At 67.6% G+C, this 24183-nt stretch carries 21 protein-coding genes; 12 read left to right on the plus strand and 9 right to left on the minus strand.

Features of this window, described 5'->3' with window-relative positions:
• Together A5782_RS05250 and A5782_RS05255 are read right to left on the minus strand one after the other, a co-directional pair.
• On the minus strand, positions 1–190 hold a 190-nt coding region (locus tag A5782_RS05250; RefSeq protein WP_156623814.1), incomplete at its 3' end, for an SDR family NAD(P)-dependent oxidoreductase.
• Positions 187–1431, minus strand: a complete 1245-nt coding sequence (locus tag A5782_RS05255; RefSeq protein WP_067096142.1) for an alkyl sulfatase dimerization domain-containing protein — start codon at positions 1429–1431, stop codon at positions 187–189. The genes A5782_RS05250 and A5782_RS05255, both read right to left, overlap by 4 nt.
• A 63-nt stretch (positions 1432–1494) precedes the next feature.
• Between A5782_RS05255 and A5782_RS05260 the strand changes: the two genes are divergently transcribed.
• From A5782_RS05260 to A5782_RS05275, 4 genes are all read left to right on the plus strand, one after another.
• Positions 1495–2265 (plus strand): SDR family NAD(P)-dependent oxidoreductase, encoded by a 771-nt coding sequence (locus A5782_RS05260; protein ID WP_067096144.1) that lies wholly within the window; start codon positions 1495–1497, stop codon positions 2263–2265.
• Between the two features lie 8 nt (positions 2266–2273).
• Complete coding sequence (locus A5782_RS05265; RefSeq protein WP_067096147.1) at positions 2274–2894, plus strand: TetR/AcrR family transcriptional regulator; 621 nt, start codon at positions 2274–2276, stop codon at positions 2892–2894.
• Between the two features lie 80 nt (positions 2895–2974).
• Positions 2975–3211 (plus strand): hypothetical protein, encoded by a 237-nt coding sequence (locus A5782_RS05270; protein WP_067096149.1) that lies wholly within the window; start codon positions 2975–2977, stop codon positions 3209–3211.
• Between the two features lie 179 nt (positions 3212–3390).
• Positions 3391–4767 (plus strand): HNH endonuclease signature motif containing protein, encoded by a 1377-nt coding sequence (locus A5782_RS05275; RefSeq protein ID WP_067096152.1) that lies wholly within the window; start codon positions 3391–3393, stop codon positions 4765–4767.
• A 14-nt stretch (positions 4768–4781) separates the two neighbouring features.
• On the opposite strand, the gene A5782_RS05280 is transcribed toward A5782_RS05275, so the two are convergent.
• Positions 4782–5546, minus strand: coding sequence for an SOS response-associated peptidase (locus tag A5782_RS05280; protein ID WP_067096154.1), 765 nt, complete (start codon positions 5544–5546; stop codon positions 4782–4784).
• 68 nt (positions 5547–5614) lie between these two features.
• Here A5782_RS05280 and aroA point away from each other — a divergent pair, with 68 nt between their 5' ends.
• Together aroA and rsgA are read left to right on the plus strand one after the other, a co-directional pair.
• Positions 5615–6898, plus strand: coding sequence for a 3-phosphoshikimate 1-carboxyvinyltransferase (aroA, locus tag A5782_RS05285; RefSeq protein WP_067096157.1), 1284 nt, complete (start codon positions 5615–5617; stop codon positions 6896–6898).
• Positions 6895–7890 carry a ribosome small subunit-dependent GTPase A gene (rsgA, locus tag A5782_RS05290; RefSeq protein ID WP_067096160.1) on the plus strand — a complete coding sequence of 332 codons (996 nt, stop codon included), beginning with the start codon at positions 6895–6897 and terminating at the stop codon, positions 7888–7890. Before aroA ends, rsgA begins: the two co-directional genes overlap by 4 nt.
• On the opposite strand, the gene A5782_RS05295 is transcribed toward rsgA, so the two are convergent.
• Positions 7874–8350, minus strand: coding sequence for a helix-turn-helix domain-containing protein (locus A5782_RS05295; protein ID WP_067096163.1), 477 nt, complete (start codon positions 8348–8350; stop codon positions 7874–7876). The two genes, rsgA and A5782_RS05295, sit on opposite strands and share 17 nt — an antisense overlap.
• 96 nt (positions 8351–8446) lie before the next feature.
• Between A5782_RS05295 and A5782_RS05300 the strand changes: the two genes are divergently transcribed.
• The 4 genes from A5782_RS05300 to A5782_RS05315 all read left to right on the plus strand — a co-directional run bounded on the left by A5782_RS05300 (position 8447) and on the right by A5782_RS05315 (position 17260).
• Positions 8447–9628 carry a thiolase family protein gene (locus tag A5782_RS05300; RefSeq protein WP_067096166.1) on the plus strand — a complete coding sequence of 394 codons (1182 nt, stop codon included), beginning with the start codon at positions 8447–8449 and terminating at the stop codon, positions 9626–9628.
• A gap of 741 nt (positions 9629–10369) precedes the next feature.
• Positions 10370–13045 carry an adenylate/guanylate cyclase domain-containing protein gene (locus A5782_RS05305; RefSeq protein WP_231986599.1) on the plus strand — a complete coding sequence of 892 codons (2676 nt, stop codon included), beginning with the start codon at positions 10370–10372 and terminating at the stop codon, positions 13043–13045.
• A 338-nt stretch (positions 13046–13383) separates the two neighbouring features.
• Positions 13384–16638, plus strand: coding sequence for a LuxR C-terminal-related transcriptional regulator (locus tag A5782_RS05310; RefSeq protein WP_067096170.1), 3255 nt, complete (start codon positions 13384–13386; stop codon positions 16636–16638).
• 118 nt (positions 16639–16756) lie between these two features.
• Entirely contained in the window at positions 16757–17260 is a 504-nt protein-coding gene (locus A5782_RS05315; RefSeq protein ID WP_067096173.1) for a DUF302 domain-containing protein, read from the plus strand.
• A gap of 6 nt (positions 17261–17266) precedes the next feature.
• Here the strand turns inward: A5782_RS05315 and A5782_RS05320 are convergent, their stop codons facing one another.
• Positions 17267–17647, minus strand: coding sequence for a nuclear transport factor 2 family protein (locus A5782_RS05320; RefSeq protein WP_067096176.1), 381 nt, complete (start codon positions 17645–17647; stop codon positions 17267–17269).
• 146 nt (positions 17648–17793) lie between these two features.
• On the opposite strand from A5782_RS05320, the gene A5782_RS05325 reads away from it, so the two are divergent.
• On the plus strand, positions 17794–18537 hold the full coding sequence (locus A5782_RS05325; RefSeq protein WP_067096178.1) for an SDR family NAD(P)-dependent oxidoreductase: 744 nt from the start codon (positions 17794–17796) through the stop codon (positions 18535–18537).
• Positions 18538–18570: 33 nt separating this feature from the next.
• Positions 18571–19434, plus strand: coding sequence for an ABC transporter substrate-binding protein (locus A5782_RS05330; protein WP_067096181.1), 864 nt, complete (start codon positions 18571–18573; stop codon positions 19432–19434).
• A gap of 6 nt (positions 19435–19440) precedes the next feature.
• Here A5782_RS05330 and A5782_RS05335 read toward each other — a convergent pair whose 3' ends face one another.
• The 4 genes from A5782_RS05335 to A5782_RS05350 all read right to left on the minus strand — a co-directional run bounded on the left by A5782_RS05335 (position 19441) and on the right by A5782_RS05350 (position 24161).
• On the minus strand, positions 19441–20724 hold the full coding sequence (locus A5782_RS05335) for a fatty acid desaturase (RefSeq protein ID WP_067096184.1): 1284 nt from the start codon (positions 20722–20724) through the stop codon (positions 19441–19443).
• An 83-nt stretch (positions 20725–20807) separates the two neighbouring features.
• The gene (locus A5782_RS05340; protein ID WP_067096221.1) at positions 20808–21962 is read right to left on the minus strand and encodes a ferredoxin reductase; all 1155 of its coding nucleotides are present in this window, start codon (positions 21960–21962) and stop codon (positions 20808–20810) included.
• A 137-nt stretch (positions 21963–22099) separates the two neighbouring features.
• Complete coding sequence (locus A5782_RS05345; protein WP_067096224.1) at positions 22100–22621, minus strand: hypothetical protein; 522 nt, start codon at positions 22619–22621, stop codon at positions 22100–22102.
• A gap of 118 nt (positions 22622–22739) precedes the next feature.
• The gene (locus A5782_RS05350; protein ID WP_067096187.1) at positions 22740–24161 is read right to left on the minus strand and encodes a wax ester/triacylglycerol synthase family O-acyltransferase; all 1422 of its coding nucleotides are present in this window, start codon (positions 24159–24161) and stop codon (positions 22740–22742) included.
• Positions 24162–24183: the final 22 nt, after the last annotated feature.

The following is a 24183-nucleotide window of genomic DNA, read 5'->3' on the forward strand; positions in this document are numbered from 1 at the left end:
TCTGGCACTGGCGGTAGGTGAACGCGCCCAGCTCCGTCTCGGGATAGTCGGCGGGCGACCCGCGGGTTCCGGTCACCGTGACGGCGGCGCCGGCGGCGGCGAACGCGGTGGCGATCGCGTTGCCGATGCCGCTGGTGCCGCCGGTCACCAGCACGTGGGCGCCGGTGAAATCGAAGTTGACGGAGTTCATGCGTCAGTCCTCAATTCGTTGATTGACTTGGTGAGCCACGCTTTTTCCCAGAAGTTCTCGGTGTCGGCCAGCAGCACCTCGTGCGCGTCGGCGGCCACCGCACGCGCCCCGGCATGCAGCGGCTGGGCGGCCAGGATCAGGTCGGTGAGGTGGATGGCCTGCACCGCACGACCGGCGGCCACATGGGCGCGCGCCGCGTCCACCAGCGCGTCGGCGCCGGCGGCGCTGACCACGTCGGCCGCAACCGAATCCGGTGCCACGCCATACAGTTCGGTGGTGGAGCGATGCCGGAACCATCCTGTGTACATCTCCCAGATGGCCCGAACGTTCCAGGAGGTCTTGCCGTAACCCTCGCCGATGTCGAGGTGCTCGGGCACCGTGACCTCACGCATCGCGGTGTGGATGTCGGCGCCGGAATTCATCAACTCGGCGGTGCGATCGTGCACGGCCTGCATCGCGTCGCGCATCGCAGTGACCTCCTCGGCGATGCGATCGGCGCCGTCGATGGGAGCGAAATGGCCGGTGATCAGCCGCCGCGGCCGGAATTCCAGGACGGTGTTCAGCGACTCGATGTAGAGAATCGGATCGCGGTACCGGTCGCCGCGGATGGTCATCAAGTTCGGGACGTGACCGAACAGCGGCCCGAACAGATTGCCGCTGAACATGATTCGATCCTCTGGCAGCCACACCACCAGCGCGTCGGTGGTCTCCCCACCCGGCGTCCACGCCAGCTCGAAGGTGCGCCCGCCGACCGTGATGCTCATGCGCTGGTCGAACGTCGTGGTGGGCTCGGGAAACGAGAAGTCGATGGTCGCGGGGTCGATGGTCTTGAAGTGCTCGAGCACGGCGTCGGAGAACTTCTGGAAGGCGAACGACGTCTTGGGCACCCGGTAACCCATCAGGAGCGTGTTGTCGTCGCGCCAGTACCGGTAGTTGCGATGCATCACCACTTGGGTGCCCTCGTCGCGCAGCGAGTTCACCCCGCCCCAGTGGTCGGCGTGGCCCTGGGTGACGATGATGGCCCGTGTCGGGCCGGCCACGTCGGTAAAAGCCTTGCGGTGCAACGGACCTTCGAAGACCAGCCCGCTGTTGACGATGACCCGTCCCTGGTCGGTGGCCACCGCATAGGAGTTGGAGACGCCCGGCGACATCCAGACACCGTCGCCCAGGGGCAGCGCGGGGGTGTCCGTCGCCGCCGCGAGGTCGCCGGCTCCGGGGCGCTCCCGATAAATCCCAGCCATGACTGGCGATCCTCTACAGTTCTAGAGGTAAAGTCAATATCTTCGACGCGGGAAGGGGCGCTCATGGGACTGCGCGGTCTGGCCGACAAGGTCGCCGTCGTCGCCGGCGGTGCCACCGGCCTCGGTGCGGCGACGGCCGCCCGGCTGGGCGAGGAGGGCTGCCGGGTGGTCGTCGGTGACGTCGCCGCCGACGCCGCGCAGCGGACGGCCGCGCGCATCGCCGCGGTCGGCGGCACGGCCACCCACGTGGTGTTCGACCTGTCCGACCCGGCATCGGTCGCCGGCCTGATCGACACCGCCGCAACCACTTACGGCGGGGTGGATCTCCTGTTCAACGTGGGCGCCGACATGAGCACCATCCGTGCCGATACCGACGTGGTCGATATCGACTTCGACGTCTGGGACCGGGTGATGACGGTGAACCTGCGCGGGTATGTGGCCGCCATGAAATACGCGATCCCGCAGATGTTGCGCCGCGGCGGCGGGGCGATCGTCAACATGTCGTCGGCCGCGGCGTTCCAGGGCGAGCCCGCGCGCCCCGCCTATGCCACCGCGAAAGCCGGCGTCGGCGCGCTCACCCGCCACGTCGCGTCGCGGTGGGGCAAGGACAACGTCCGGTGCAACGCCGTCGCGCCCGGGTTCACCGCGACCGAGGCCATCCGTTCGGTGCCCCAATGGCCGGACCTTCAGGCCGCCGCGCTCAAACGAATCCGGGGACCCCGCGTCGGCGATCCCGACGACGTTGCCGCGCTGGTCGCTTTCCTGCTCTCCGCCGAGGGTGAATGGATCAACGGTCAGGTCGTCAACATCGACGGCGGCACCGTGCTGCGCTGAGAACAGACATGGCCACCAGCAGATCCCGCAAACGCAACGGCGACGAACGCCGCCGCGACCTGTGCGACGCGGCGATCCGGGTGTTAGCCGAGCACGGTTCGCGCGGGCTGACCCACGGGCAGGTCGACCGCGTCGCCGGCGTCCCCGAGGGCACCACGTCGTACTACTACCGCACCCGCGCGGCCCTGCTGCGCGGCGTCGGCAAGCGCGTCGCGGAGATCGACGTGGCCAACCTGCAGTCGGTGATCGACGAGCCGGTCGATCCGCTCTCGCCCTTCGCGCACCTGGCCCGGCTCACCATGATGGAGGCCAGCGGATCCGGGCTGATGCTCAACAGGGCGCGCCACGAACTGCTGCTGGGCGCCGCCCGCGACCCCGGTCTGGCCGAGACATCGCAGGTGTTCGTCGCCCGGATCAACGGCATGGCCCGCGATGCCATCGCCCATCTGCGGCCGGACACCCGCGACCCGGCCCTGCTGGCCGCGCAGACCACCGCCGTCACCACGTTCATCGCCGGTGTGTTCATCCGGCTGGCCGCCGGCGACCGCAACGTCGGGGACGCCGAGCAACTCGGCCGCCTGCTCGAAGCGGTGGCCACCGCGGTGGCGCTCGCGGACCAGCGAACTTAAGCATCCTGGCGAAAAGCACTCCTTGGCCTGTCCATTCCGCATACCGTTGACGCCGGTTCGTGCGCCCACAGGAGGATTGGATGGTCATGAAACGTTTTGCCGCCGCAGGTCTGCTGGCGTTGGCGGGGCTGCTGACGATCGGCGAGGGTGTCAGCAACGCCGACACGATTCAGACCGAGGGCAACTACCCGACGCGGGAGGCGTGTCAGGACGCCGGCCCGGGCGTGAAGACCACGACGCCGGGAAACTGGAACAGGTTCTGGTGCGTTCCGGATCGTAACGTCAACGGCAACTGGAAGTTGGTGCTCAGCAACTGATTCGGCTTTCGACCGGCGGTCGGAGTTGCCTCGCGTCCTACGGGGCGGTGTGTTGTTTTTGCCCACCTCCGAGCGACTTTTGACGCCTTCGTCCAATCATCGAAACATCTTGCTTCACTTGCGTTTCAGTGGTTTCTGGTCGAGGTTTTTTGTCGGTGGCCCGGTCTAGTTTCGTAGGTATGAGTTCGGGTGTCCTCGCAGACGGTGACGTCGCCACAGCGGCGTTCGATGCACTGGACGCCGCGATCGATACCGTGATCGGGCTCGACTGCCAGATGCTGCACTCCCGGGAGCGCCTCGCCCTGCTGGGGCGCTATGAGCGGGCGCGACGCCGCCTGTCCGCCGGCGAACATCCGCTGATCAACCAGCTCCAGCAGGAGGCCACGCCCGAAGAACTGGGCGGCAAACTCTGCCATGCGATCGCCGACTGGACGTTGACCAGCCGCACCGAGGCCGGCAGGCGCGTGCGCGAGGCTGCCGATTTGGGTGAGCGGCGCGCGCTCATCGGTGAACCCCTGGCGCCGGTGTTGGCGGCCACGGCCGCCGCGCAGCGCGCCGGCCGGCTGGGGGCAGAGCATGTAGCGGTGATCCGGCGCTTCTACCACCAGCTGCCGGGCTGGATAGACGACGACACCCGCGCGCACGCCGAAGCCGACCTGGCCCGCATGGCCACCCGGTACCGGCCCGATCAGTTGGCCGGACTGGCCGATCGATTGACGGACTGCCTCAACCCCGATGGCAGCTATAGCGACGACGACCGCGCCCACCGCCGCGGCCTGACGCTGGGCAAGCAGCAACCCGACGGCATGTCCGCACTGCGCGGCTGGCTCACGCCCGAACTACGTGCCTCGGTGGAGGCGGTGTTGGCCAAACTGGCCGCGCCTGGCATGTGCAATCCCAGTGACCAGACGCCGTGCACTGACGGCGCCCCGTCCCAGGACGCGATCGATCACGACGTCCGCTCGCCGGCTCAGCGCCAGCACGACGGCCTCAATGCCGCCCTTCGAGCGATTTTGGCTTCCGGGGACCTGGGCCGACACAATGGATTGCCGGCCTCCATCATCGTCACCACCACCCTGACCGAACTGGAAGCCGTTGCCGGGCACGGCATCACCGGTGGGGGTACCCGGCTACCGATCAGCGACGTCATCCGCCTGGCCCGCCATGCCCATCACTACCTGGCGGTCTTCGACAAGGGCAAACCGGTCGCGCTGTATCACGGCAAACGGCTCGCCTCCCCTGGCCAGCGAATCGTCTTATACGCCAAAGACCTTGGATGTTCAGCACCAGGCTGCGACGTCGGCGGCTACTACTGCGAGGTACACCACGTGACCGATTACGCGAAATGCCACACCACCGACATCGACAACCTCACCCTGACATGCGGACCCCATCACCGACTTTTGCAACCCCGCGGCTGGACCACCCGCAAGAACGCCAAGGGTGACACCGAATGGATCCCGCCCGCGCACTTGGACCGAAACCAGCCGCGAATCAACACCTTCCATCACCCCGAGAAGCTGCTTCGCGACGGAGACGACGATGAGGCGGCGTAGCGGCTAAAGCAGCGCTACAGGATTTTCATCTGCTCGGGCTGCGGCTCGGCCGGCTCGAGCAGCTGCGGGCCGTTGTTGCGGACACTGTTGACCAGCGTCGACACCTCACGCATCCGGATGGCGCGCACGTCGGGCGTGCGGGCCAGCAGGTCCTCGTCGATCGCGGCGTCCGGATCCAGCCACCGGTCCCAGTCGCGCTCGGGCACCACCAGCGGCATCCGATCGTGAATCTGCGCGAGCTCGCCGGGCGCATCGGTGGTGATGATCGTGCAGCTCAGCAGCGGCGACGCATCCTTGGCCGGTTTCCAGACCGACCACAGGCCCGCCATGAACAGCGGCTCGCCGTCTTCGGAGTACATGAAGAACGGCGTCTTGCGGGTCTTCTTGCCCGCCGCGTCGTCCGAGTTGACCCGCCATTCGTAGTAGCCGTCCATCGGGATCAGGCAGCGCTTGGACTTGGCGCTGGTCCGGAAGGCGGGCGAGGTGGTGACCTTGTCCGCGCGGGCGTTGATCAGCATCGGCCCTTTGGTGTCCGGCGTGCCGTCGGCACCGGCCTTCGCCCACGGCGGCACCAAACCCCAGCGCATCAACCGCACCCGGCGCGTCGGCTCGTCCTCGGGGTCGGAATGCCGGCTGACGACGGTCGCGATCGTCGAGGTCGGGGCCACGTTGTAGTTGGGCGCAGGTGAACCGGCGTCGGCGCCGGTGGCCTCGTCAATCGCCTGGATCTTCTGCGCCAGCAGGGCCGGATCGGTGGTGACCGCGAACCTTCCGCACATACATCCCATAGTGGCAGAGCCACAAATCCTATTGGTGACAGAAACCGATGACAGGCCATGATGGACCGATGAGTACGTGGACGGCCCCCGTGGCATCTCAGCCCGTGCACGCGACCGTGACCGTTCCGGGTTCGAAGTCGCAGACCAACCGCGCCCTGGTGCTCGCGGCGCTGGCGGCCGCCCAGGGTAACGGCTCCCCTACCCTCAGCGGGGCGCTGCGCAGCCGGGACACCGATCTGATGATCGGGGCGCTGCGCACGCTGGGCTTGAGTGTCGATGGCGACGGGACGGAAGTGACGGTCAGCGGCCGCGTGTCGCCGGAACCGATGGCGCAGGTCGATTGCGGCCTGGCCGGCACGGTGCTGCGGTTCGTCCCGCCGTTGGCGGCGCTGGCCGAATCGATGGTCGAGTTCGACGGCGACGAGCAGGCCCGGGCGCGGCCCATCGTCCCGCTGCTGGACGCGCTGCGCGGGCTCGGCGTGCGGATCGACGGCTCCGGTCTTCCGTTCCGGGTGCTGGGCACCGGTTCGGTCATCGGCGGGACCGTGGACATCGACGCCTCGGCCTCATCGCAGTTCGTGTCGGGGCTGCTGTTGTGCGCGGCCTCGTTCGGTGAGGGCCTGACGGTGCGACACACCGGCGCGTCGCTGCCGTCGGCGCCGCACATCGCCATGACGGTGACGATGCTGCGCCAGGCCGGCGTCGACGTCGACGACTCCGTCCCCGACCGCTGGACGGTGCGGGCGGGGCCGGTCGCGGCGCGGCACTGGGAGGTCGAGCCGGATCTGACAAACGCCGTTCCCTTCCTGGCGGCGGCGGTGGTCACCGGGGGTGCCGTGCGCATCACCGGCTGGCCGGCGAGCAGCGTGCAGCCCGCCGACAACATCCTGAAGGTGCTGGATGAGTTGAATGCCGTTGTCACGCAGACTGATTCGTTTCTCGAGGCGCGCGGGTCCGGGGACTACGGCGGGTTCGATGTCGACTTGCGCGCGGTCGGCGAGCTGACGCCGTCGGTGGCCGCCCTGGCGGCGCTGGCGACCCCGGGATCGGTGTCGCGCCTGTCCGGCATCGCGCATCTGCGCGGCCATGAGACCGATCGACTCGCCGCGCTGAGCAGGGAGATCAACAGGCTCGGTGGTGACTGCAGCGAACGTCCCGACGGCCTGGTGATCACCGCGACTCCATTGAAGTCCGGAACTTGGCACTCCTACGCCGACCACCGGATGGCGATGGCCGGCGCGATCATCGGGCTGCGGGTGCCCGGCGTCGAGGTCGACGACATCGGCGCCACCGGCAAGACACTGCCCGACTTTCCGCGGCTGTGGGCCCGCATGCTGGGGCACGGCATGTGAGGCCCGGCGACTACGACGAGTCCGACGTCAAGATCCGCTCCGGGCGGGGCTCGCGACCGCGGACCAAGACCCGCCCCGAGCACGCGGACGCCGAGGCAGCGATGGTGGTCAGCGTCGACCGGGGCCGCTGGGGATGCGTGCTCGGCGGCGACGTCGATCGCCGGGTCACCGCCATGCGGGCCCGCGAGCTGGGCCGCACCCCGATCGTGGTGGGCGATGACGTCGACGTGGTCGGCGACCTGTCCGGGCGGCCGGACACGTTGGCCCGCATCGTGCGTCGTGGGGAGCGCCGAACGGTGTTGCGGCGCACCGCCGACGACACCGACCCGACCGAACGGGTGGTGGTCGCCAACGCGGATCAGCTGCTGATCGTGGTGGCGCTGGCCGACCCGCCGCCCCGTACCGGCCTGGTGGACCGGACGCTGATCGCCGCCTACGCCGGCGGACTCACCCCGATCCTGTGCCTGACCAAGACGGATCTCGCCCCGCCGGAGCCGTTCGCGCAGCAGTTCGTCGACCTGGACCTGACGCTCGTCGAGGCCGGCCGAGACGATCCCCTGCTCGCGGTGGCGGACCTGCTCGCGGGCAAGATCACCGTGCTGCTCGGGCATTCCGGCGTCGGCAAGTCCACCTTGGTGAACCGGCTGGTGCCCGACGCGGACCGCGCCGTCGGCGATGTGACCGACATCGGCCGGGGACGACACACCTCGACACAGTCGGTGGCGCTGCCGTTGACCGAGCCGCTGGGCACCACCGGGTGGGTGATCGACACACCGGGCATCCGATCCTTCGGACTAGCCCACATCCAGCCCGACGACGTGATGATGGCGTTTTCCGACCTGGCCGAGGCCATCGCGGAGTGCCCGCGCGGCTGCGGGCACATGGGGCCGCCGGCCGACCCCGAGTGCGCGCTGGACACGCTGACCGGTCCCGCCGTCCGCCGCGTCGCCGCGGCGCGGCGGCTGCTGACCGCGCTCAACCAGACTTCTTAGCCAGCCGCATGCCCAGCTCGTCGGGCGGCACCACATGGCCTTGCGCGCAACGGATTTCGACGCCCGCCTCGGCGCCGCAACCCAGGTGGGTCAGCCGCAGCCGGTTGCGGCCCGGCAGATGACGCCGTCCCCACTCGAACATCGCCCACACCACCGGCATGAAATCAATGCCGGCCTGCGTCAGCACGTACTCGTCGCGGCCGCGCTGCCCGGGCTCCCGATAGGGCTGACGTCGTAGCAGCCCCAGCTCGACCAGTTCGCTCAGCCGCGCCGAGGTGGCGGCCTTGGTGATGCCCACCCGGCGGGCGAAGTCATCGAATCGGGTGGTGCCGTAATACGCCTCCCGCATGATCAGCATCGCGGATTTTGTTCCGAGCACCGCCATCGTCTTCTCGATCGCGCACTCGCCCACCGCCGACCACGCGTCGCGGTCGGCCAGTGGTCCTTGCAGCAGTGTCATCTAAATCACCTCCGCACCTGGGTTGCTTTAAGCATACCGAGGTGTTTACCTGGGTACAGCCATCTATACCTAGATGAAAAGACTCAAGGAGGAGTCATGAACCAGGTCCGCGACGCCGTCATCGTCGGAGCCGTCCGCACCCCCATCGGCAAGGGCAAGGCCAGTGGCGCGCTGCACGATGTGTTGCCCGCCGATCTGCTGGCACACAGCCTGCGCGAGCTGGTGGCACGCACCGGAGTGGATCCGGCACAAGTCGACGACGTCATCGCCGGCGCCGTCACTCAGGTCGGCGACCAGGCGGCCAACATCGCCCGTAACGCCCTGCTGGGTGCGGGGTTCCCGGAGTCGGTTCCCGGTGTCACGATCGACCGCCAATGCGGTAGCAGTCAGCAGGCCATCAGCTTCGCCGCCCAGGGGGTGATCGCCGGGGCCTACGACCTCGTCATCGCCGGCGGCGTGGAGTCGATGAGCCGCGTGCCGATGGGCAGCCAGGTCTCGCCGGGCAGCAACCCGATGGGCGAGGACATGACCCGCCGCTACCCCGACGGCCTGGTGCCGCAGGGCATCAGCGCCGAACTGATCGCCGCGAAGTGGGGCTTTTCGCGCACCCAGCTCGACGAGTTCTCGGCCGGCAGCCACGACAGGGCCGCCCACGCCACCAAGGAAGGCCTGTTCGAAAACGAACTCATCCCGATCGCCGGGCTGGCCACCGACGAGATCATCCGCCCCGGCACGACCGTGCAGACGCTGGCCGGATTGCAGCCGGCGTTCTACAGCGACGCGGCCAAAGCACGCTTCCCGCAGATCAATTGGGAGATCACGCCCGGCAACTCCTCGCCGCTGTCCGACGGCAGCGCCGCGGTGCTGATCACCAGCAGTGACGTCGCCAAGAAGCTGGGGCTGCGCCCGCTGGCGCGGATCCACACCACCACCGTGGTGGGCTCCGACCCGCTCTACATGCTGACCGGCGTTATCCCGGCCACCGAGAAGGTGCTGTCGAAGGCGGGTCTGACGCTGGCCGACATCGACCTGTTCGAAGTCAACGAGGCGTTTGCGCCCGTGGTCCTGGCGTGGGCTCAGGACACCGGGGCGGATTTGGCCAAGACCAACGTCAACGGCGGCGCAATCGCGATCGGTCATCCCTTGGGCGCCAGCGGGGCTCGCCTGATGACGACACTCGTCAACGCTCTTCAGCAGCGCGGCGGCCGCTACGGGCTGCAGACGATGTGCGAGGGCGGCGGCATGGCCAACGCCACCATCATCGAGCGGCTGGGCTAGCAACGCCCCCGACACCCGAGATTGTTGGGATCGGTAGCCCCGCTAACGGCACAGAATTTCGCTAAGGGTCGGCGTAACGTACGGCCCATCAGCGAGAGGATTCGCCGTGAACGCCCGTCGCACGTTGAAGCGGTTCACTGCCGGAACGCTGTTATCGAGCAGCATCGCGGTAGCCGCGTTAGGGCTGGCCTCGGGCAACGCTCAAGCCGATCCTAACGACCACTGCTCCACGCGATCCGGATGCTATAAGGGGCCGGGAATGCGCTGGTGCCCAGGCGATTACGTATGGCCCGCCTTGGTTGCGACGGGCTGGGACTTGAGTGTCTGCCACGTGTACCACATCACCTTCGACAACAGCAGCAACCCCAACGGGATTGCCGAGGGGCCAGGACCTCCGCCAGCACCGCCGCCCCCACCCGGCAGCAAGTGCCCGCCTATCGCGTGGATGTGCCCGTAACGCGGATGGCGTCGGCGGCGCGCACCGTATACGAACCGTCGTCGCTGGATGTTCGCGCGGAAGTCACGCCGGCTGGGTCAGCCCGGTGATGCGAACGACTCCACTCGGGACGGCGGAAGGCGTTGGCTGTGACGGAAAATCCTTCACAGCGTTTGGGGGGCGGGCGGAAAAGACGGTCGTCGCAACTACTGCGGACCAGTTTCGTGGGTCCCGTGTGAGCTGTTGTCTGGACTGTTCCTTTGATGTTCGAGGTGGGGCAGGGTTCGTTGTGACATTCTGCAATAGTGTCCGCTCCTGCGACCGCTGCTCCTGCGGGAGTGGTGACGTTTCTGTTCACCGATATCGAGGGATCGACCCGTCGGTGGGAGTCAGACGCGGGTGCGATGCGGGCGGCGCTGGCCGCCCATGACGAGGTGTTGCGTAAGGCGATCGATGGGCACGGGGGCTGGTTGTTCAAGCACACCGGTGACGGCGTGTGCGCAGCGTTCGCGTCGCCGAAATCCGCGGTCGACGCAGCTGTAACCGCGCAGCGGGCACTGGAATTGCCGGTGCGGATGGGGATCGCGACCGGAGAAGCGGAGCTGCAGGGGGCGGACTACTTCGGTGCCGTGCTGAATCGCGCCGCGCGGGTGATGGCCGCCGGGCACGGCGGTCAGATCCTGTTGGCCGACTCGACGGCGGGTCTGCTCAGCGGAGTTGATCTGCTGGATCTGGGGCCGCGACGGTTGCGGGACCTGCCGACCACCGTGGAGGTGTTCCAGGTCCGAGCGCCGGGGCTACGCACGGATTTTCCGCCGTTACGTGCACTCGATGCCAGTCCTGGGAACCTGCGGCCTCCGAGCACGAGCTTCATCGGGCGTGAGTCGGAGGTCGCCGAGCTGCAAGCGGCGATGAAGGCTCATCGGTTGATTACGTTGACCGGGGTGGGCGGGGTCGGCAAAACCCGCCTGGCAGTGGAGGTCGCGGGGCGGCTGGCCGATGAATTCCCGGACGGGGTCTGGTTTTTCGAGCTGGCCGCGGTAATCGACCCGGCCGCGGTGCCCGACGCCGTCGCGGCGGTGCTGGGCATCATCCAACAGCCCGGCAAGAGCGTGGCTGACAGCGTCGCGGCCGCGTCGGAGGGCAGGGTGCGGCTGCTGGTGTTCGACAACTGCGAGCACGTTGTCGACAGCGTCGCGGATCTGGTCGAGGCGATCCTGGCCGCCTCGGCGACCGTCACGATTCTGGCGACCAGCCGCGAAGGAGTGGGGGTCAGCGACGAACAGTTATGGCGTGTCCCGTCGCTGGACGTCAACTCCGGGGCCGGATCGGCCGCGGTGAACCTTTTCGTCGACCGTGCACACAGTGTGGTGTCGGACTTCTCGCTGGCCCAGCCCGGCGAGGCGGACGCCGTGGTGGAAATCTGCCGCCGCCTGGACGGCATACCGTTGGCCATCGAGTTGGCGGCCTCGCGAATGGCGTCGATGACCGCCAGCGAGATACGTGATCGTCTGGATCAGCGGTTCCGGCTGCTGGTCGGTCCGCGGCGCGGCCTGTCACGCCACCAAACGCTGCGCCACGCGGTGGCGTGGTCCTATGACCACCTCGAGGACCCGGAAAAGGCGCTGCTGGAGCGGTGTTCGGTGTTCACCGGGGGATTCGACCTCCAAAGTGCCTGCGCCGTCATGGGTTCCGATGATGACTTCGCCACCCTGGATCTGCTGGATGCCCTGGTGCGCAAGTCGCTGTTGGTCGCCGACCGGTCTTCGGGGCGGACACGGTTTTCGATGCTGGAGACGATCCGCCAGTTCGCCGAGGAGCAACTCGTAGCCCGTGGCGAAGCATCCGAGATTCGGGCCGCCCACTCGCGGTACTTCGCTGGACGTGAAACCGACATCCTGGCCCTGTGGGACAGTCCCCGCCAGCGGGAGGCCTACGACTGGTTGACCGTCGAGCTGCCCAATCTGCGCACCGCGTTTCGGTGGGCCGCCGAGCAGGGCGATCTGGATGTCGCCGCCACCATCGCCACCCTTGCGGGGTGGCTCGGCGTTGGGGCCCAAATCTATGAGCCGGTCGCCTGGGCCGAAGAGCTGATCGAGTCCGCCCGCGCGGTCGACCACCCCCGGCTGGCGACCCTGTATGTGATTGCGTCGCGGTGCTTCACGACCGGACGGATCGAGGCGGCTGTCGGCTATTGCGACGCCGCGCAGAACGTTCTCGGCAGGAGCCGCGAGGGGCTGCCGTACGGTATCGAGGGCTTGCTTGGAGTTGTGTACCTAGTCATCGGGCAGCCCGAGCGGTTGGCCGAGTTGTGCCGCGCCCAGCTCGCACGCCGCCGCGACAACGATGTGCACCTCCGGACATGGTTGGTTATCGCTTTTGCGCTGGCCGGTTCCGGCGAGGAGGCGAGGGATTCCGCGGATGGCCTCATCGAGGCCGCGGAGGCAACGGCCAACCCGCACTTGCTCGCGTTGGCGCTCGGTGCCTACGGTGCGGCGTTCCGCGACACGGATCCCGTCGGGGCGCGTAACGCCCTTAGCCGGGGTCTGGTGATCGCCCAAGACAGTGGCAACCGCACCATCGCGTCAACTATGGCGAGCACTCTGGCACGACTTGAGGCCGAACACGGCGACCCGGTGGCCGCGCTCGATCACCTCGATTTGGCGATCAGCAACTACCACAACGCCGGCGACACCGCGACGATCCGCGTCCCGCTGGCCGTCCTCGCCGCTCTTTTCGACCGGCTCGGACGCTGCGAACCTGCGGCCACCATCGCCGGGTTCACGGTCGGTGTTATGGCTGAGCGGGCTTTCCCTGAATTCACCGCCGCGATCGCCCACCTGCGCGACATTCTCGGCGATGCGACCTACGAATCCCTCGCCCACAAGGGCGAGGCGATGACGACCGCCGCCAGCGCAACCTACGCATACGACCAAATCGACCAGGCCCGAACAGAACTCGAGCGACGTATTGATGACTAGATCAATAGATGTTCCCCACCCAAGGTCAATCCGCAGTTTCGGCGAGCACTCCAAGAAGCGGTGGGTGATGGGTTGCATGGGGTGTTCGGGACCGGGACGCGCGCGCAGGAGGGCCGCATCACCACGAGCCTCAGGTTCAACGCGGTACTGGACAGTGGCTGCCCGGATTCATCCCCGGGCCCTAGTGAACTGAAATCGGTTGTAGGTACGTGCCCTGGCTGTCGCGATGTGCGCGGTTGTGCTGATGTTTTCCCGCATGCGCAGGCCGCATGCTGACTACCATGAGCGGAATAGATCCACGCGCGGAAACACCGCTGGTGGACTGGAGCGCACTTGGCGTGAACGGGCTTTTGCCGACGGGCACGGTGACGTTGCTGTTGGCCGACGTCGAGGGCTCGACGCGGCTATGGGAGACGCAACCCGCCGAGATGACCGCCGCCATCGCCCGCCTGAATGTCGCGGTGCCGGAAATCATCGTCGCCCACGACGGCGTGCGCCCGGTCGAGCAGGGCGAGGGGGACAGTTTCGTGGCGGCGTTCGCGCGCGCCTCCGACGCGCTGGCGGCCGCGCTGGCGTTGCAACAGGCGCCGTTGGCACCGATCAGGCTGCGTGTCGGTATCCATACCGGTGAGGTGCAGCTGCGCGATGAGGGTAACTACGTCGGGCCGACGATTAACCGGACGGCACGGCTCCGCGATCTTGGGCACGGAGGTCAGACCGTGCTGTCGGGAGCGACCGAACCGCTGGTGGTCGACCGGCTACCTGAGGGCGCCTGGCTGACCGAGCTGGGCACCCACGTGCTGCGGGATCTGCCGCGCCCGGAGCGGGTGGTGCAGCTGTGTCATCCCGACCTGATCAACGAATTCCCTCCGCTACGGGTTTCTATTTCCGTTGTCTCCCAACATCTTCCGGTGCAGTTGACCAGATTCGTGGGTCGTGACGCAGAACTGGCCCAGCTGCGCGAGCTGCTGGCCGACAACCGGCTGGTGACGTTGACCGGTGCCGGCGGGGTGGGCAAAACCCGGCTGGCGGTGCAGGTCGCGGCCCAGCTGGCGACGGAGTTCGGCGACGGGGCGTGGTATGCGGATTTGGCGGCGATCACCGACCGCGATGTTGTGCCGATCGCGGTGGCTCGCGCGCTGGGGCTACCCGATCAACCGAGCCGCTCCACGATGGACACTCTGACCCGTTTTGTCGCCGACCGCCACATGCTGGTCGTGCTGGACAACTGTGAGCATCTGCTGGATGCCAGCGCAGCACTGATCGTTGCCCTGCTCGGCGCGGGTGCGAAGTTGACGTTGTTGGCGACCAGCCGTGAGGCGATCGGGGTGGCCGGCGAGATGGGCTTGCGGGTGCCCTCACTGTCGCTGGTCGATGAAGCCCTCGAACTGTTTGCCGACCGTGCTCGCCACGTCCGGCCGGATTTCGTCCCCAGCGATGACGATGCCGCTGCGATGCTGGAAATCTGCCGTCGCCTCGATGGGGTCCCGCTGGCGATCGAGCTCGCCGCCGCACGGGTGCGGGCGTTGTCGCTGGCCGAGATCGTCGACAGTCTGCATGACCGATTCCGGCTGTTGACCGGTGGTGCGCGCACCGCGGTGCGTCGCCAGCAGACGATGCGCGCGTCGGTGGATTGGTCGCATGCGCTGTTGACCCTGCCAGAGCAGGTCCTGTTTCGCCGTTTGGCGGTGTTTATGGGTGGCTTCGATCTCGACGCCGCCCAATTCGTTTGCGGTGGCACTGATGTGGAGCGCTACCAGGTCTTGGATCAGCTCACCCTGCTGGTCGACAAATCGCTGGTGGTCGCCGAGGACAGCGAAGGCCGAACCCATTACCGGCTGTTGGAGACGGTGCGCCAATACGCGCAGGAAAAGCTCGTAGAGTCCGGTGAAGCCGACACCGTGCGCACGCGTCACCGCGACCACTACACCACGCTCGCGGTCCTGCTCGACGCACCGGCCGGCAATGATCATGAGCAGCGCATCGAGCAGGCCGAAACCGAGATCGACAATCTGCGCGCCGCGTTCGGGTGGAGTTGCGAAAAGTCCGACATCGAGCCGGCGTTGACACTGGCGTCGGCGCTGCAGCCGCTGTGGATGTCTCGGGGCCGCCTCCTGGAAGGGCTGGACTGGTTCGACACCGTCCTCACCGAAGAGGTCGCTCAGGACGCCGAGGTGGCGACCGCGGTACGCTCCCGGGCGCTAGCCGACGAGGCCGTGCTTGCCATGACGTTGGGTGCTGCGCACAGCGCGGATCGGGCGCTGCAAGCCCTGGCGCTCGCACGCGAGGTCGATGATCCGGCCGTGCTGGCCAGGGCGCTGAGCGCCTGCGGCTTTACCGCCGCCTACAACGCCGAGTTGGCAGGCGCGCACTTCGCCGAGGCGCTGAAACTCGCCCGGGAGCTGGACGATAAGTGGCGGCTCAGCCAGATCCTGACCTGGCAGGCCAGCGCAGCGGTGGCCGCCGGTGACCCGATCGCGGCGCGCGCGGCCGCCGAAGAAGGACGCGACCTCGCCGACGCTCTCGGTGACGGATCCAACTCGCGCCACTGCCGCATGTGCCTTGGAATCGCACAGCTAGGGCAGGGCGATCTGGCCGGCGCCGTCGCACAATTCGGCGCGGTGGCCGCCGAGGCCCAGGCCGCTCACGATGGGCTCCATGCGGCGGCCAACCTCGCGCACCAGGGCACCGCACTGGCCTGGCACGGTGAGACGGACGCGGCCCGGGACGCGGCCGACGCGAGCCTGGAGTCCGGGTCCGAACTTGGCGGGATCGCCGCGAGCCTTGGTTACTTCGCGTTGGCAAACGCGGCCCTGGCCGCCGGCGACGTTGAGACGGCGCTGGGCGCGGCCGCGGCGGCCTGGGAGCATGGGAGTGGTCTGCCGGGGTATGCGGCGCATCTGCGCCCCATCATCGCGAACGTCGCGCTGGCGGGCGGGGATCTGATCGCGGCCCGCCGCTGGGCCGACGAGGCTGTCGCGACGGCGCCAGGGTTCATCCTGTTGGTGGCGCTGAGCGCGCGCGCCCGAGTGGCGACCGCACAGGGTGAACCAGAGCAGGCTGAACACGACGCCCATGACGCGCTTGCCAGTGTTCCCGAAGGTTTCGCGTACCCGTTCATCCCCGACATCCTCGAATGCCTCGGCACGCTCGCCGGCGAGGCCGACAGTCACCGCGAAGCGGCGCGGCTTTTCGGCGCGGCGGCAGCGATCCGGCAGCGGATCGGCGCGGTGCGGTTCAAGGTCTGGGACGCCGACTACGAAGCCTCAGTGGCGGCGCTGCGAGAAGCTATGGGCGACGACGACTTTGATGTTGCGTGGGCCGAGGGCGCGGCCCTTTCCACCGAGGAGGCGATCGCTTACGCGCAGCGCGGCCGCGGCCAACGCAAACGGCCCGCCACTGGCTGGGCATCGCTGACGCCCACCGAGCGCGACGTGGTGCGGCTGGTCAGCCAAGGACTCGCCAACAACGACATCGCCACAAGGCTTTTCGTCTCACCGCGCACCGTGCAAACCCACCTCACCCACGTCTACACCAAACTGGGCCTGAGCTCGCGCGTCCAACTCGCCCAGGAAGCCACCCACCATGCCTGAACGCCACTCGGAGCGGTCACCGGAATAACGCGACGCACCAAGGGAGTTGTGAAGACGGGAGGGCGCCGGCATGGCCAAACGCCACCATATTCGAGCCGCTCGACTAGGAGGCACCGTCTTGAGCAACCCGGGAGAAACCCACTTCGACGGCGTACGGGTGCGCTACGACAGCGCCAAGAGCTACGACCGACTGCGCGCCGCGTTGCTCGCCGACATCGGCGAGCAACCGGTGCCGATCAACGACCTCGCGACGGCCACCGATGACTGGGACTCCTACCGGCAGCGCGTCGAATCCCACGTCGGGCCAAGCGGATTCATGTTGTTCGGCGTGATCGACCACGGCGCGTGGATCACCAAGGTCGGCATCGACCGCAAGGTGTTGCGCGTGGTCCTCGGCAACCCGCTGATCGCCATCACCATGTTGCGCCACGACGTGACGGCCGGCCTGTTCGCCCCGGTCGAGCTGCTGGTTGCCGACGAGGGCGAGCGCCGCAGCAGCCTGACCTACGTCAAGCCGTCGTCGCTGATGGTCATCGAGCCGAATCCGGAATTGCTCAGCGCCGCACAGGGACTCGACGAGAAGCTGGCGGCGCTGGCCGCCAAGGTGACCGGCGGCTCCTGAGCCCGCTCACTGCATTCGTTCCACCCATTGAGCCCGAGATGCCCCGGCCTCGAACGGGTCGCCGAAGTACTGCGTCTCGCGCACCACTTGCCCACCGTCGAACTCCATGATGCTGACCACGTAATACGGTTGCCCGTCATAGGTCAGCACCAGCTCCGTGATCCAAAGATCGCCGCCGCCGAGCATGCGTCGCACGGTGAACCGTTTGGTGTTCGGCTGGGCCTCGCGCGACGCCTGAATGCCGGCTCTGCCCCGGATGCGCTCGCCGGATTGCGGATACTCGAGAACAGCGTCAACGGAGTAGATTTCGTGCTCCGCCACGAAGTCGTTGGCGTCGGAGGCCGCCCAATGACGTCGCAGCGCTTTCCGCACATCGTCATCAGCCATGGCCGTCTCCCTCGCGAGTGGATGCACCAATGTTGCGCCATGGGAGCTCTGAGCGCATCCCTTGCGGCCCTTTACCGGGGCGCGTCGCGGGAGTATCGTTCGCGCGTGCCAGCCAGGCGCGGTGAGCACGGTCGGAGGGAACGCCGGTGGGTCGTGTCGCGGTGATCACCGGAGCCAGCCGGGGAATCGGCGCGGCGACCGCATTGGTCTTGGCGGAGCAGGGATTTCGGGTAATCGTCAACTACCGGTCCAGCGCCGCGGAGGCAGACGAGGTGGTCGCGGCCGCGACGGCGGCCGGTGGTGAGGCCACCGCGATTCGGGCCGATGTCACCGCACCCGACGACGTCGCCGCAATGGTCGACGAAACCAACAAGAGGTGGGGTGGCGTCGACGTGCTCGTGCACAACGCCCTGATCCCCTACGACGTCACCTCGTTCGCCGATCTGAGCTGGGAACAGCTCGACGGCAAACTGGACCGGGAACTGCATGCGGCCTTTCTGATGACTAAAGCCGTTGTCCCCAAGATGATTTCGCGAAGCTATGGCCGGCTGATATATCTCACCACGGTGTTGTCCCGCCGGCCCAGGCAGGGCATGATCACGGTGGGAACCGCCAAGGCGGCAATGGACCAGTTCGTCCGGTACGTCGCGCTCGAGCTCGCTCCGCACCAGATCACCGCCAACCTCGTTTCGCCGGCCACGGTCGCCGATCCCACGGCGAACGCCCTGTTGACACCCGAAGAAGTGCACCAACTCGGAGCGACAAATCCCATGGGGCGCCTCGTCAGCCCCGAAGAAGTGGCCAAGACGGTGGCGTTCCTGGCCGGCGAGGATTCCGGTTTCATCACCGGCCATTGCCTGGAGGTCAACGGCGGCCTCGCCATGGATTGACATCGGATCCGGTTACCGAAAAAGGGGTGCGGCGTGCAGACGATCGATCTGGCCTACGTCGGGCGTGGCATTCACGAGGAGCTGGTCGCCCATGTCGCCGACCAGGAGGGCTATTACCAGGACGAAGGCGTCCACGTCGCCGTCCGCGACGGAGTCGGCTGGAAAGCGCAGCGGCTGCGCCACGCCGCGGTGATCGGCCTCGGCCGGGCCTTGCTGTCGCGGCTCGACGACGGGATCGGCTGGAAAGCGTTGAGCGTCAACACCGATCGCCCGCTGTTCTGGTTTCTCGGCAACGCCGAGGTGAAGTCCATGGCGGACCTTCGCGGGCGACGGCTGGCCATTCACGCCGCCGATCACCCGCCGGGTACTTTCGCCCGGATCGTCCTGCGAAAGCACGGCCTGGACCCCGACCACGACCTGCACTGCGTGGTGCGGCATCCGGGTGACTACCAGATGGATCTGCGCCGGCTGCGCGACGGCTCGATCGATGCCGCGTACGTGGGCAGCACGCTGTCCCCCGAACAGGTCGCCGCCGAAGAGGGGTTTCACCTGCTGGCCTGGGTAGGCGATCACTTCCAGATCCCCACCGTCGGCGTCGCCGTCGACCCCGTGCACATTCCGCCGGACAGCCCCGCGCTGCAGGCCCTGCTGCGGGCCAATCGGCGGGCGCTGCGGCTTCTCGTCGAACAACCAAGCCGGGCCGTCGAATACATCAACTGGTTCCTCGACCGGCTCACGCCCGATGAGGCGCGATTGCACTACGAGCGTTACATCGGACCGTACTTCAGCGCCGACTACCAGGTGGACCTGGGCATCGCACAGCAAGCGATCGACGCGGTCGCGGGCGAGCTCGGTGTCGCCCCGATCGCCGCCGAGGACTTCTACCAGCCGGGATAGCGACGGTTAGGCAGCCAGGTCGTCGTCGGCACGGCGCGCTGCGGCCGCCCGCTTCCCGCGCCGCCAACCCCGCACCGCGGTAATCGCGGACTTGAGCCCGCGACGGCGGCCGGTGGCCGGATCGGTGCCCAGGAAACCGGGCTCCAGCTCGTCGAACATCCGCTCGCTGCGGGTCTCCGGCGCGTTGTCGGCATCGTCACGCAAGTACTTGTTCGGCAGCGAGAGCTTGGCCAGCGTGCGCCATGTCTTGCCATACTGAAGCAGGAATGAACCTGTGGTGTAAGGCAAGTCGTACTTGTCGCAGACTTCGCGCACCCGCACCGAGATCTCGTGCAGCCGGTTGCTGGGCAGGTCCGGATACAGGTGGTGCTCGATCTGGTGGCACAGGTTGCCGCTCATGAACCGCAGCGCCGGGCCGGCCTCGAAGTTGGCACTGCCGAGCATCTGCCGCAGATACCACTGCCCCTTGGTCTCGCCGATCATGTCGGTCTTGGTGAATTTCTCTGCGCCGTCGGGGAAATGGCCGCAGAAGATCACCGCGTTGGCCCACACGTTGCGAATCACGTTGGCGAGCGCGTTGGCCTTCAGCGTGGAGGTGTAGGTGGCTCCGGGCGACAGTGAGGTCAGCGCCGGGAACGCGACATAGTCCTTGAGCACCTGCCGGCCGGCCTTGGCCAGGAATTCTTCTGTCCTTTGCCGGGCCTCGTCCTGCTCCATCCGCTTCTTGGCGATCTTGCCAAGCTCGACGTGCTGCAAGCCGACTCCCCACTCGAAGAGGAGCGCGAGCAGGGTGTTGTACACCAGGTTGAAGACGTTGAAGCGCTTCCAGCGCTGGTCTCGCGTGACGCGCAGCAGGCCGTAGCCGACGTCGTCGTCCATCCCGAGAATGTTGGTGTACTTGTGGTGCACGAAGTTATGGGTATAGCGCCAGTGCTTGGAGGACCCACTCATGTCCCACTCCCACGTCGAGGAGTGAATCTCCGGGTCGTTCATCCAGTCCCACTGGCCGTGCATGACGTTGTGGCCGATCTCCATGTTCTCGACGATCTTGGCCACGCCCAGGGTCGCCGTCCCCGCCCACCAGGCGGAGCGCCGCGAACTGGCGGTCAGCATCAGCCGCCCGGCCACCTCCAGCGCGCGCTGGGCTGCGATGGTGCGGCGGATGTAACGGGCGTCGCGCGCCCCGCGAGAGTCTTCAATGTCCTGGCGGATGGCATCGAGCTCGACGCCCAGGCTTTCGATGTCGGCGTCCGTCAAATGGGCGAATACGTCGACGTCGGTGATCGCCATCGTCTTATCTCCCTGCGGTCGTTGGGTGTTCCGGACCTACGCTATCGTAACCTACGAATCCGTAGGTTACCTGTGAGTAGCCTTTAGATGTCGAGCACGCAATCGCCCGAGGCGGACGAGATGCAGGTCTGAATTCGCGTGCCCGGGTCGTGTTCTTCGCCGGTTCGCAGATCACGGACGTGACCTTCCACGAGGTTGACCACGCACGACTGGCAGATCCCCATGCGGCACCCGAAGGGCATCTGCACGCCGGCGCCCTCGCCCGCATCCATCAACGACGTCGCCGCGTCGGCACCGACGGTGCGTCCGCTGCGGGCGAAGGTGACGGTGCCGCCGGCGCCGGTGGGCGCGGCCTTGGACACCGCGAACCGCTCGAGGTGCAGCCGCGCACCGATGCCCGCGGCCGACCAGACCCGCTCGGCGTCGGTCAGCATGCCTTCCGGACCGCAGGCCCAGGTCTGGCGTTCGCGCCAGTCCGGCACCTCGGCGTCCAGCACGGAAAGGTCGAGCCGGCCCTGGGTGCGGGTTTCGCGCAGCTGCATCCGATAGCCGGGGTGCTCGGCGGCCAGCGCGGCCAACTCGGCGCGAAACATCACGTCGGATTCGGTGGGTGCCGAGTGCAGATGGGCGATGTCGCCAATTTGGTTGCGGCGCACCAGGGTTCGCAACATGGACATCACCGGGGTGATGCCGGAACCGGCGGTGAGGAACAGGATCGACGCGGGCGCCGGGTCGGGCAGCACGAAGTTGCCCTGCGGCGCGGCCAGCCGGACGATGGTGCCCGGCTCGACACCGGCCACCAGGTGCGACGACAGGAACCCCTCGGGCATCGCCTTGACGGTGATGGTCACGGTGCGCGCCGATCCCGAGCGCGAGCTTTTAGCGTCGGGGGCCGACGTGAGTGAATACGACCGCCAGCGCCAGCGCCCGTCCATCAGCAGCCCGATACCGATGTATTGACCGGGCTGGTAGTCGAAGTTGAAGCCCCAGCCCGGTTTGATGACCAGGGTCGCGGAATCCTCCGTCTCGCGGCGCACCTGCAGGATCCGGCCCCGCAGTTCGCGCGCCGACCAGAGCGGGTTGGCCAAATGCAGATAGTCATCGGGCAACAGCGGCGTCGTGATGCGCGCGGCGAGCTGGCGCAGCGCATGCCAACCGGGATGCCGGTCCGCGCCGGCGACAACAGGTCGCGCGGTGTCGACGACGTTGCCCGTGATCGAGGGGTTACGTCTGCCCAGGGGAAGCTCCTGCTCACTACGCGGCGTCTGACTAACGCTCACATTGTGATCGATTCTGTGTGCTTCACGAAACCTACGGTACCGTAACCTACGGTGTCGTAGCTAGCGCTGCGGCGTCGAATGCCTCACATTCGCCGTCACATCAGCTCCAGCAGGAACGGCAGCTCCTGATTGGCGTACCAGGCCAAATCGTGGTCTTGCGCGTCGCCGACGATCAGGTCGGCATCCTCATCGCCCAGGTCGGCGGCGTCGACGGCCTCGATGGCCTTCGCCACCGCCGGCTCGGCCCCGGCGTTGTCGACGTAGGCGGCGATCACGTCGTCGATGGGGACCGGCCCGGACAGTCTGACCACGGCGTCGTCGAGGTCGGGGCGGTACGTGACGTCCTCGACGTCGGCGGCCAGCACCGCGCGGCGGGGCGGCGGCGACTCCGACGACGCGCCGGCGCCTTCCGCCTCGGACGCGGCCAGCAGACGCAGCGACGCCAGCGCCGCCTCCCGCAGTGCCACGTCGGCGAGCTCGTCGTCATCGCCCTCGGCGTAGGCCTCGCGCAAGGTGGGGGTGAGCGCGAATGCCGTGCCATTGACCGGCCACAACGAGCCGTCGGCGACGAGCTGCTGCAACATCGGCAGCGTGGCGGGGATATAGACGACCGTCATGGGCGGCCAGATCAGCGTGCCCGCGTAGTCGCCGGCGTACATTTGGCCGGCGCGCGGTGGCTTTTCGCGGTGCTCACAGCAACGGATGATAGCCGCACGCAGGGGTTTTCACCGCCGACTAGGACCGGGAAGCCTCCAGCAGTTCTTCGAGCGCCTGGTGCAGCAGTCCAGGCAGCACGTCGACATCGCTCATGGCTTCGCGGTCGGCGTTGATTCCGTAGTACAGCTGGCCGTTATACGACGTCACGCCGATGGCCAGCGCCTGGTTGTGCAGCAGCGGCGGCACCGCATAGGTCTCCAGCAGTTTGGTGCCGGCGATGTACATCTGCGACTGGGCGCCGGGCGCGTTGGTGATCAACAGGTTGAACGTGCGCTTGGAGAAGCTCGGGAAACTGGTCGCCACCCGGATGCCCATGGCGTGCAGCGTCGGTGGGGCAAAACCCGACAGCGTGACGATGGTCCTGGCGTCCACCAGCTGGGCGGCCGTCGGATTCGACTCGGTGGCATGCGCGATCTGCGACAGCCGCACCACGGCGTTGGGCTCCCCCACCGGCAGGTCGACGAGGAACGGCATCACCTGGCTGATCGCCTGACCGGGGCCGCTCGCGTCGAGGTCGCCGTCGTCGTACACCGACAGCGGCGCCATCGCCCGCACCGTCGCGGTCGGCGACACCGCCACCCCGCGTGACATCAGCCAGCTGCCCAGGGCGCCGGCGATCACGGCGAGCACCACGTCGTTGACGTCGCAGTCGTAGCGCGCACGCACGGTGCGGTAATCGTCCAGGCTGCCCCGGGCGACGGTGAAGCGCCGATGGCGCGACACGGTGGCGTTGAGCGGGCTGCTGGGCGCTGTGCCCCGGGCCACCGTCCGCACGAAATCGACGGCCCGGCGGCCGGCGTCGAGCAGCTCGCCGTGGTTGGTCATCAGGCCGCCGATCATCGACCCGACGGCCCGCACCTGGGCGCCCGGACCCGTGACCCACTCGCTGACCGCGCCCAGCATCAGCCGGGTGTTGCCGGGGTCGCGCTCCGGTATCCAGAAGTCCTCGGGAAACGGCGGCGGCCGTTTCGTCCGATCGGCGATGACGTGGTTGATCTCCAGCGCGGACATCCCGTTGATCAGCGCTTGATGGGATTTGGTGTACAGGGCGACCCGGTTCTTGGACAGGCCTTCGACCAGGTACATCTCCCAGAGCGGGCGTGACTTGTCCAGCGGTCGCGCGGCCAGCCGCGCGATCAGCTCGTGCAGCTGCTCGTCACTGCCCGGCGAGGGCAACGCCGAGCGCCGCACGTGATAGGTGATGTCGAAGTCGTTGTCGTCGAGCCACACCGGACGGGCCGTGCCGACCCGCACCTCCCGGACCTTCTGCCGGTAGCGCGGTATCTGCGGCAGCCGCTGCTCGACGGTGGCCAGCAGCGTCTCATAACTCAAGCCGGCACGCGGGCGGCGCAGGATCGACAGCGATCCGACGTACATGGGGGTGGCAGTGTTTTCCAGCCGATAGAACGACGCGTCCGAGGGCGACAAGCGACTCACCATGCGGCGCTGTCCTCCTGGTCAC

Source organism: Mycobacterium sp. 852002-40037_SCH5390672 (assembly GCF_001665875.1).
Lineage (GTDB): Bacteria > Actinomycetota > Actinomycetes > Mycobacteriales > Mycobacteriaceae > Mycobacterium.

Coding starts and splice junctions, on each gene's coding strand:
- A5782_RS05265 (WP_067096147.1), top strand. CDS start 2,274: ATGGCCACCAGCAGATCCCGCAAACGCAACGGCGACGAACGCCGCCGC.
- A5782_RS05270 (WP_067096149.1), top strand. CDS start 2,975: ATGGTCATGAAACGTTTTGCCGCCGCAGGTCTGCTGGCGTTGGCGGGG.
- A5782_RS05280 (WP_067096154.1), bottom strand. CDS start 5,546: ATGTGCGGAAGGTTCGCGGTCACCACCGATCCGGCCCTGCTGGCGCAG.
- A5782_RS05335 (WP_067096184.1), bottom strand. CDS start 20,724: ATGGCGATCACCGACGTCGACGTATTCGCCCATTTGACGGACGCCGAC.
- A5782_RS05300 (WP_067096166.1), top strand. CDS start 8,447: ATGAACCAGGTCCGCGACGCCGTCATCGTCGGAGCCGTCCGCACCCCC.
- A5782_RS05350 (WP_067096187.1), bottom strand. CDS start 24,161: ATGGTGAGTCGCTTGTCGCCCTCGGACGCGTCGTTCTATCGGCTGGAA.
- A5782_RS05295 (WP_067096163.1), bottom strand. CDS start 8,350: ATGACACTGCTGCAAGGACCACTGGCCGACCGCGACGCGTGGTCGGCG.
- A5782_RS05260 (WP_067096144.1), top strand. CDS start 1,495: ATGGGACTGCGCGGTCTGGCCGACAAGGTCGCCGTCGTCGCCGGCGGT.
- A5782_RS05345 (WP_067096224.1), bottom strand. CDS start 22,621: ATGACGGTCGTCTATATCCCCGCCACGCTGCCGATGTTGCAGCAGCTC.
- aroA (WP_067096157.1), top strand. CDS start 5,615: ATGAGTACGTGGACGGCCCCCGTGGCATCTCAGCCCGTGCACGCGACC.
- A5782_RS05255 (WP_067096142.1), bottom strand. CDS start 1,431: ATGGCTGGGATTTATCGGGAGCGCCCCGGAGCCGGCGACCTCGCGGCG.
- A5782_RS05275 (WP_067096152.1), top strand. CDS start 3,391: ATGAGTTCGGGTGTCCTCGCAGACGGTGACGTCGCCACAGCGGCGTTC.
- A5782_RS05320 (WP_067096176.1), bottom strand. CDS start 17,647: ATGGCTGATGACGATGTGCGGAAAGCGCTGCGACGTCATTGGGCGGCC.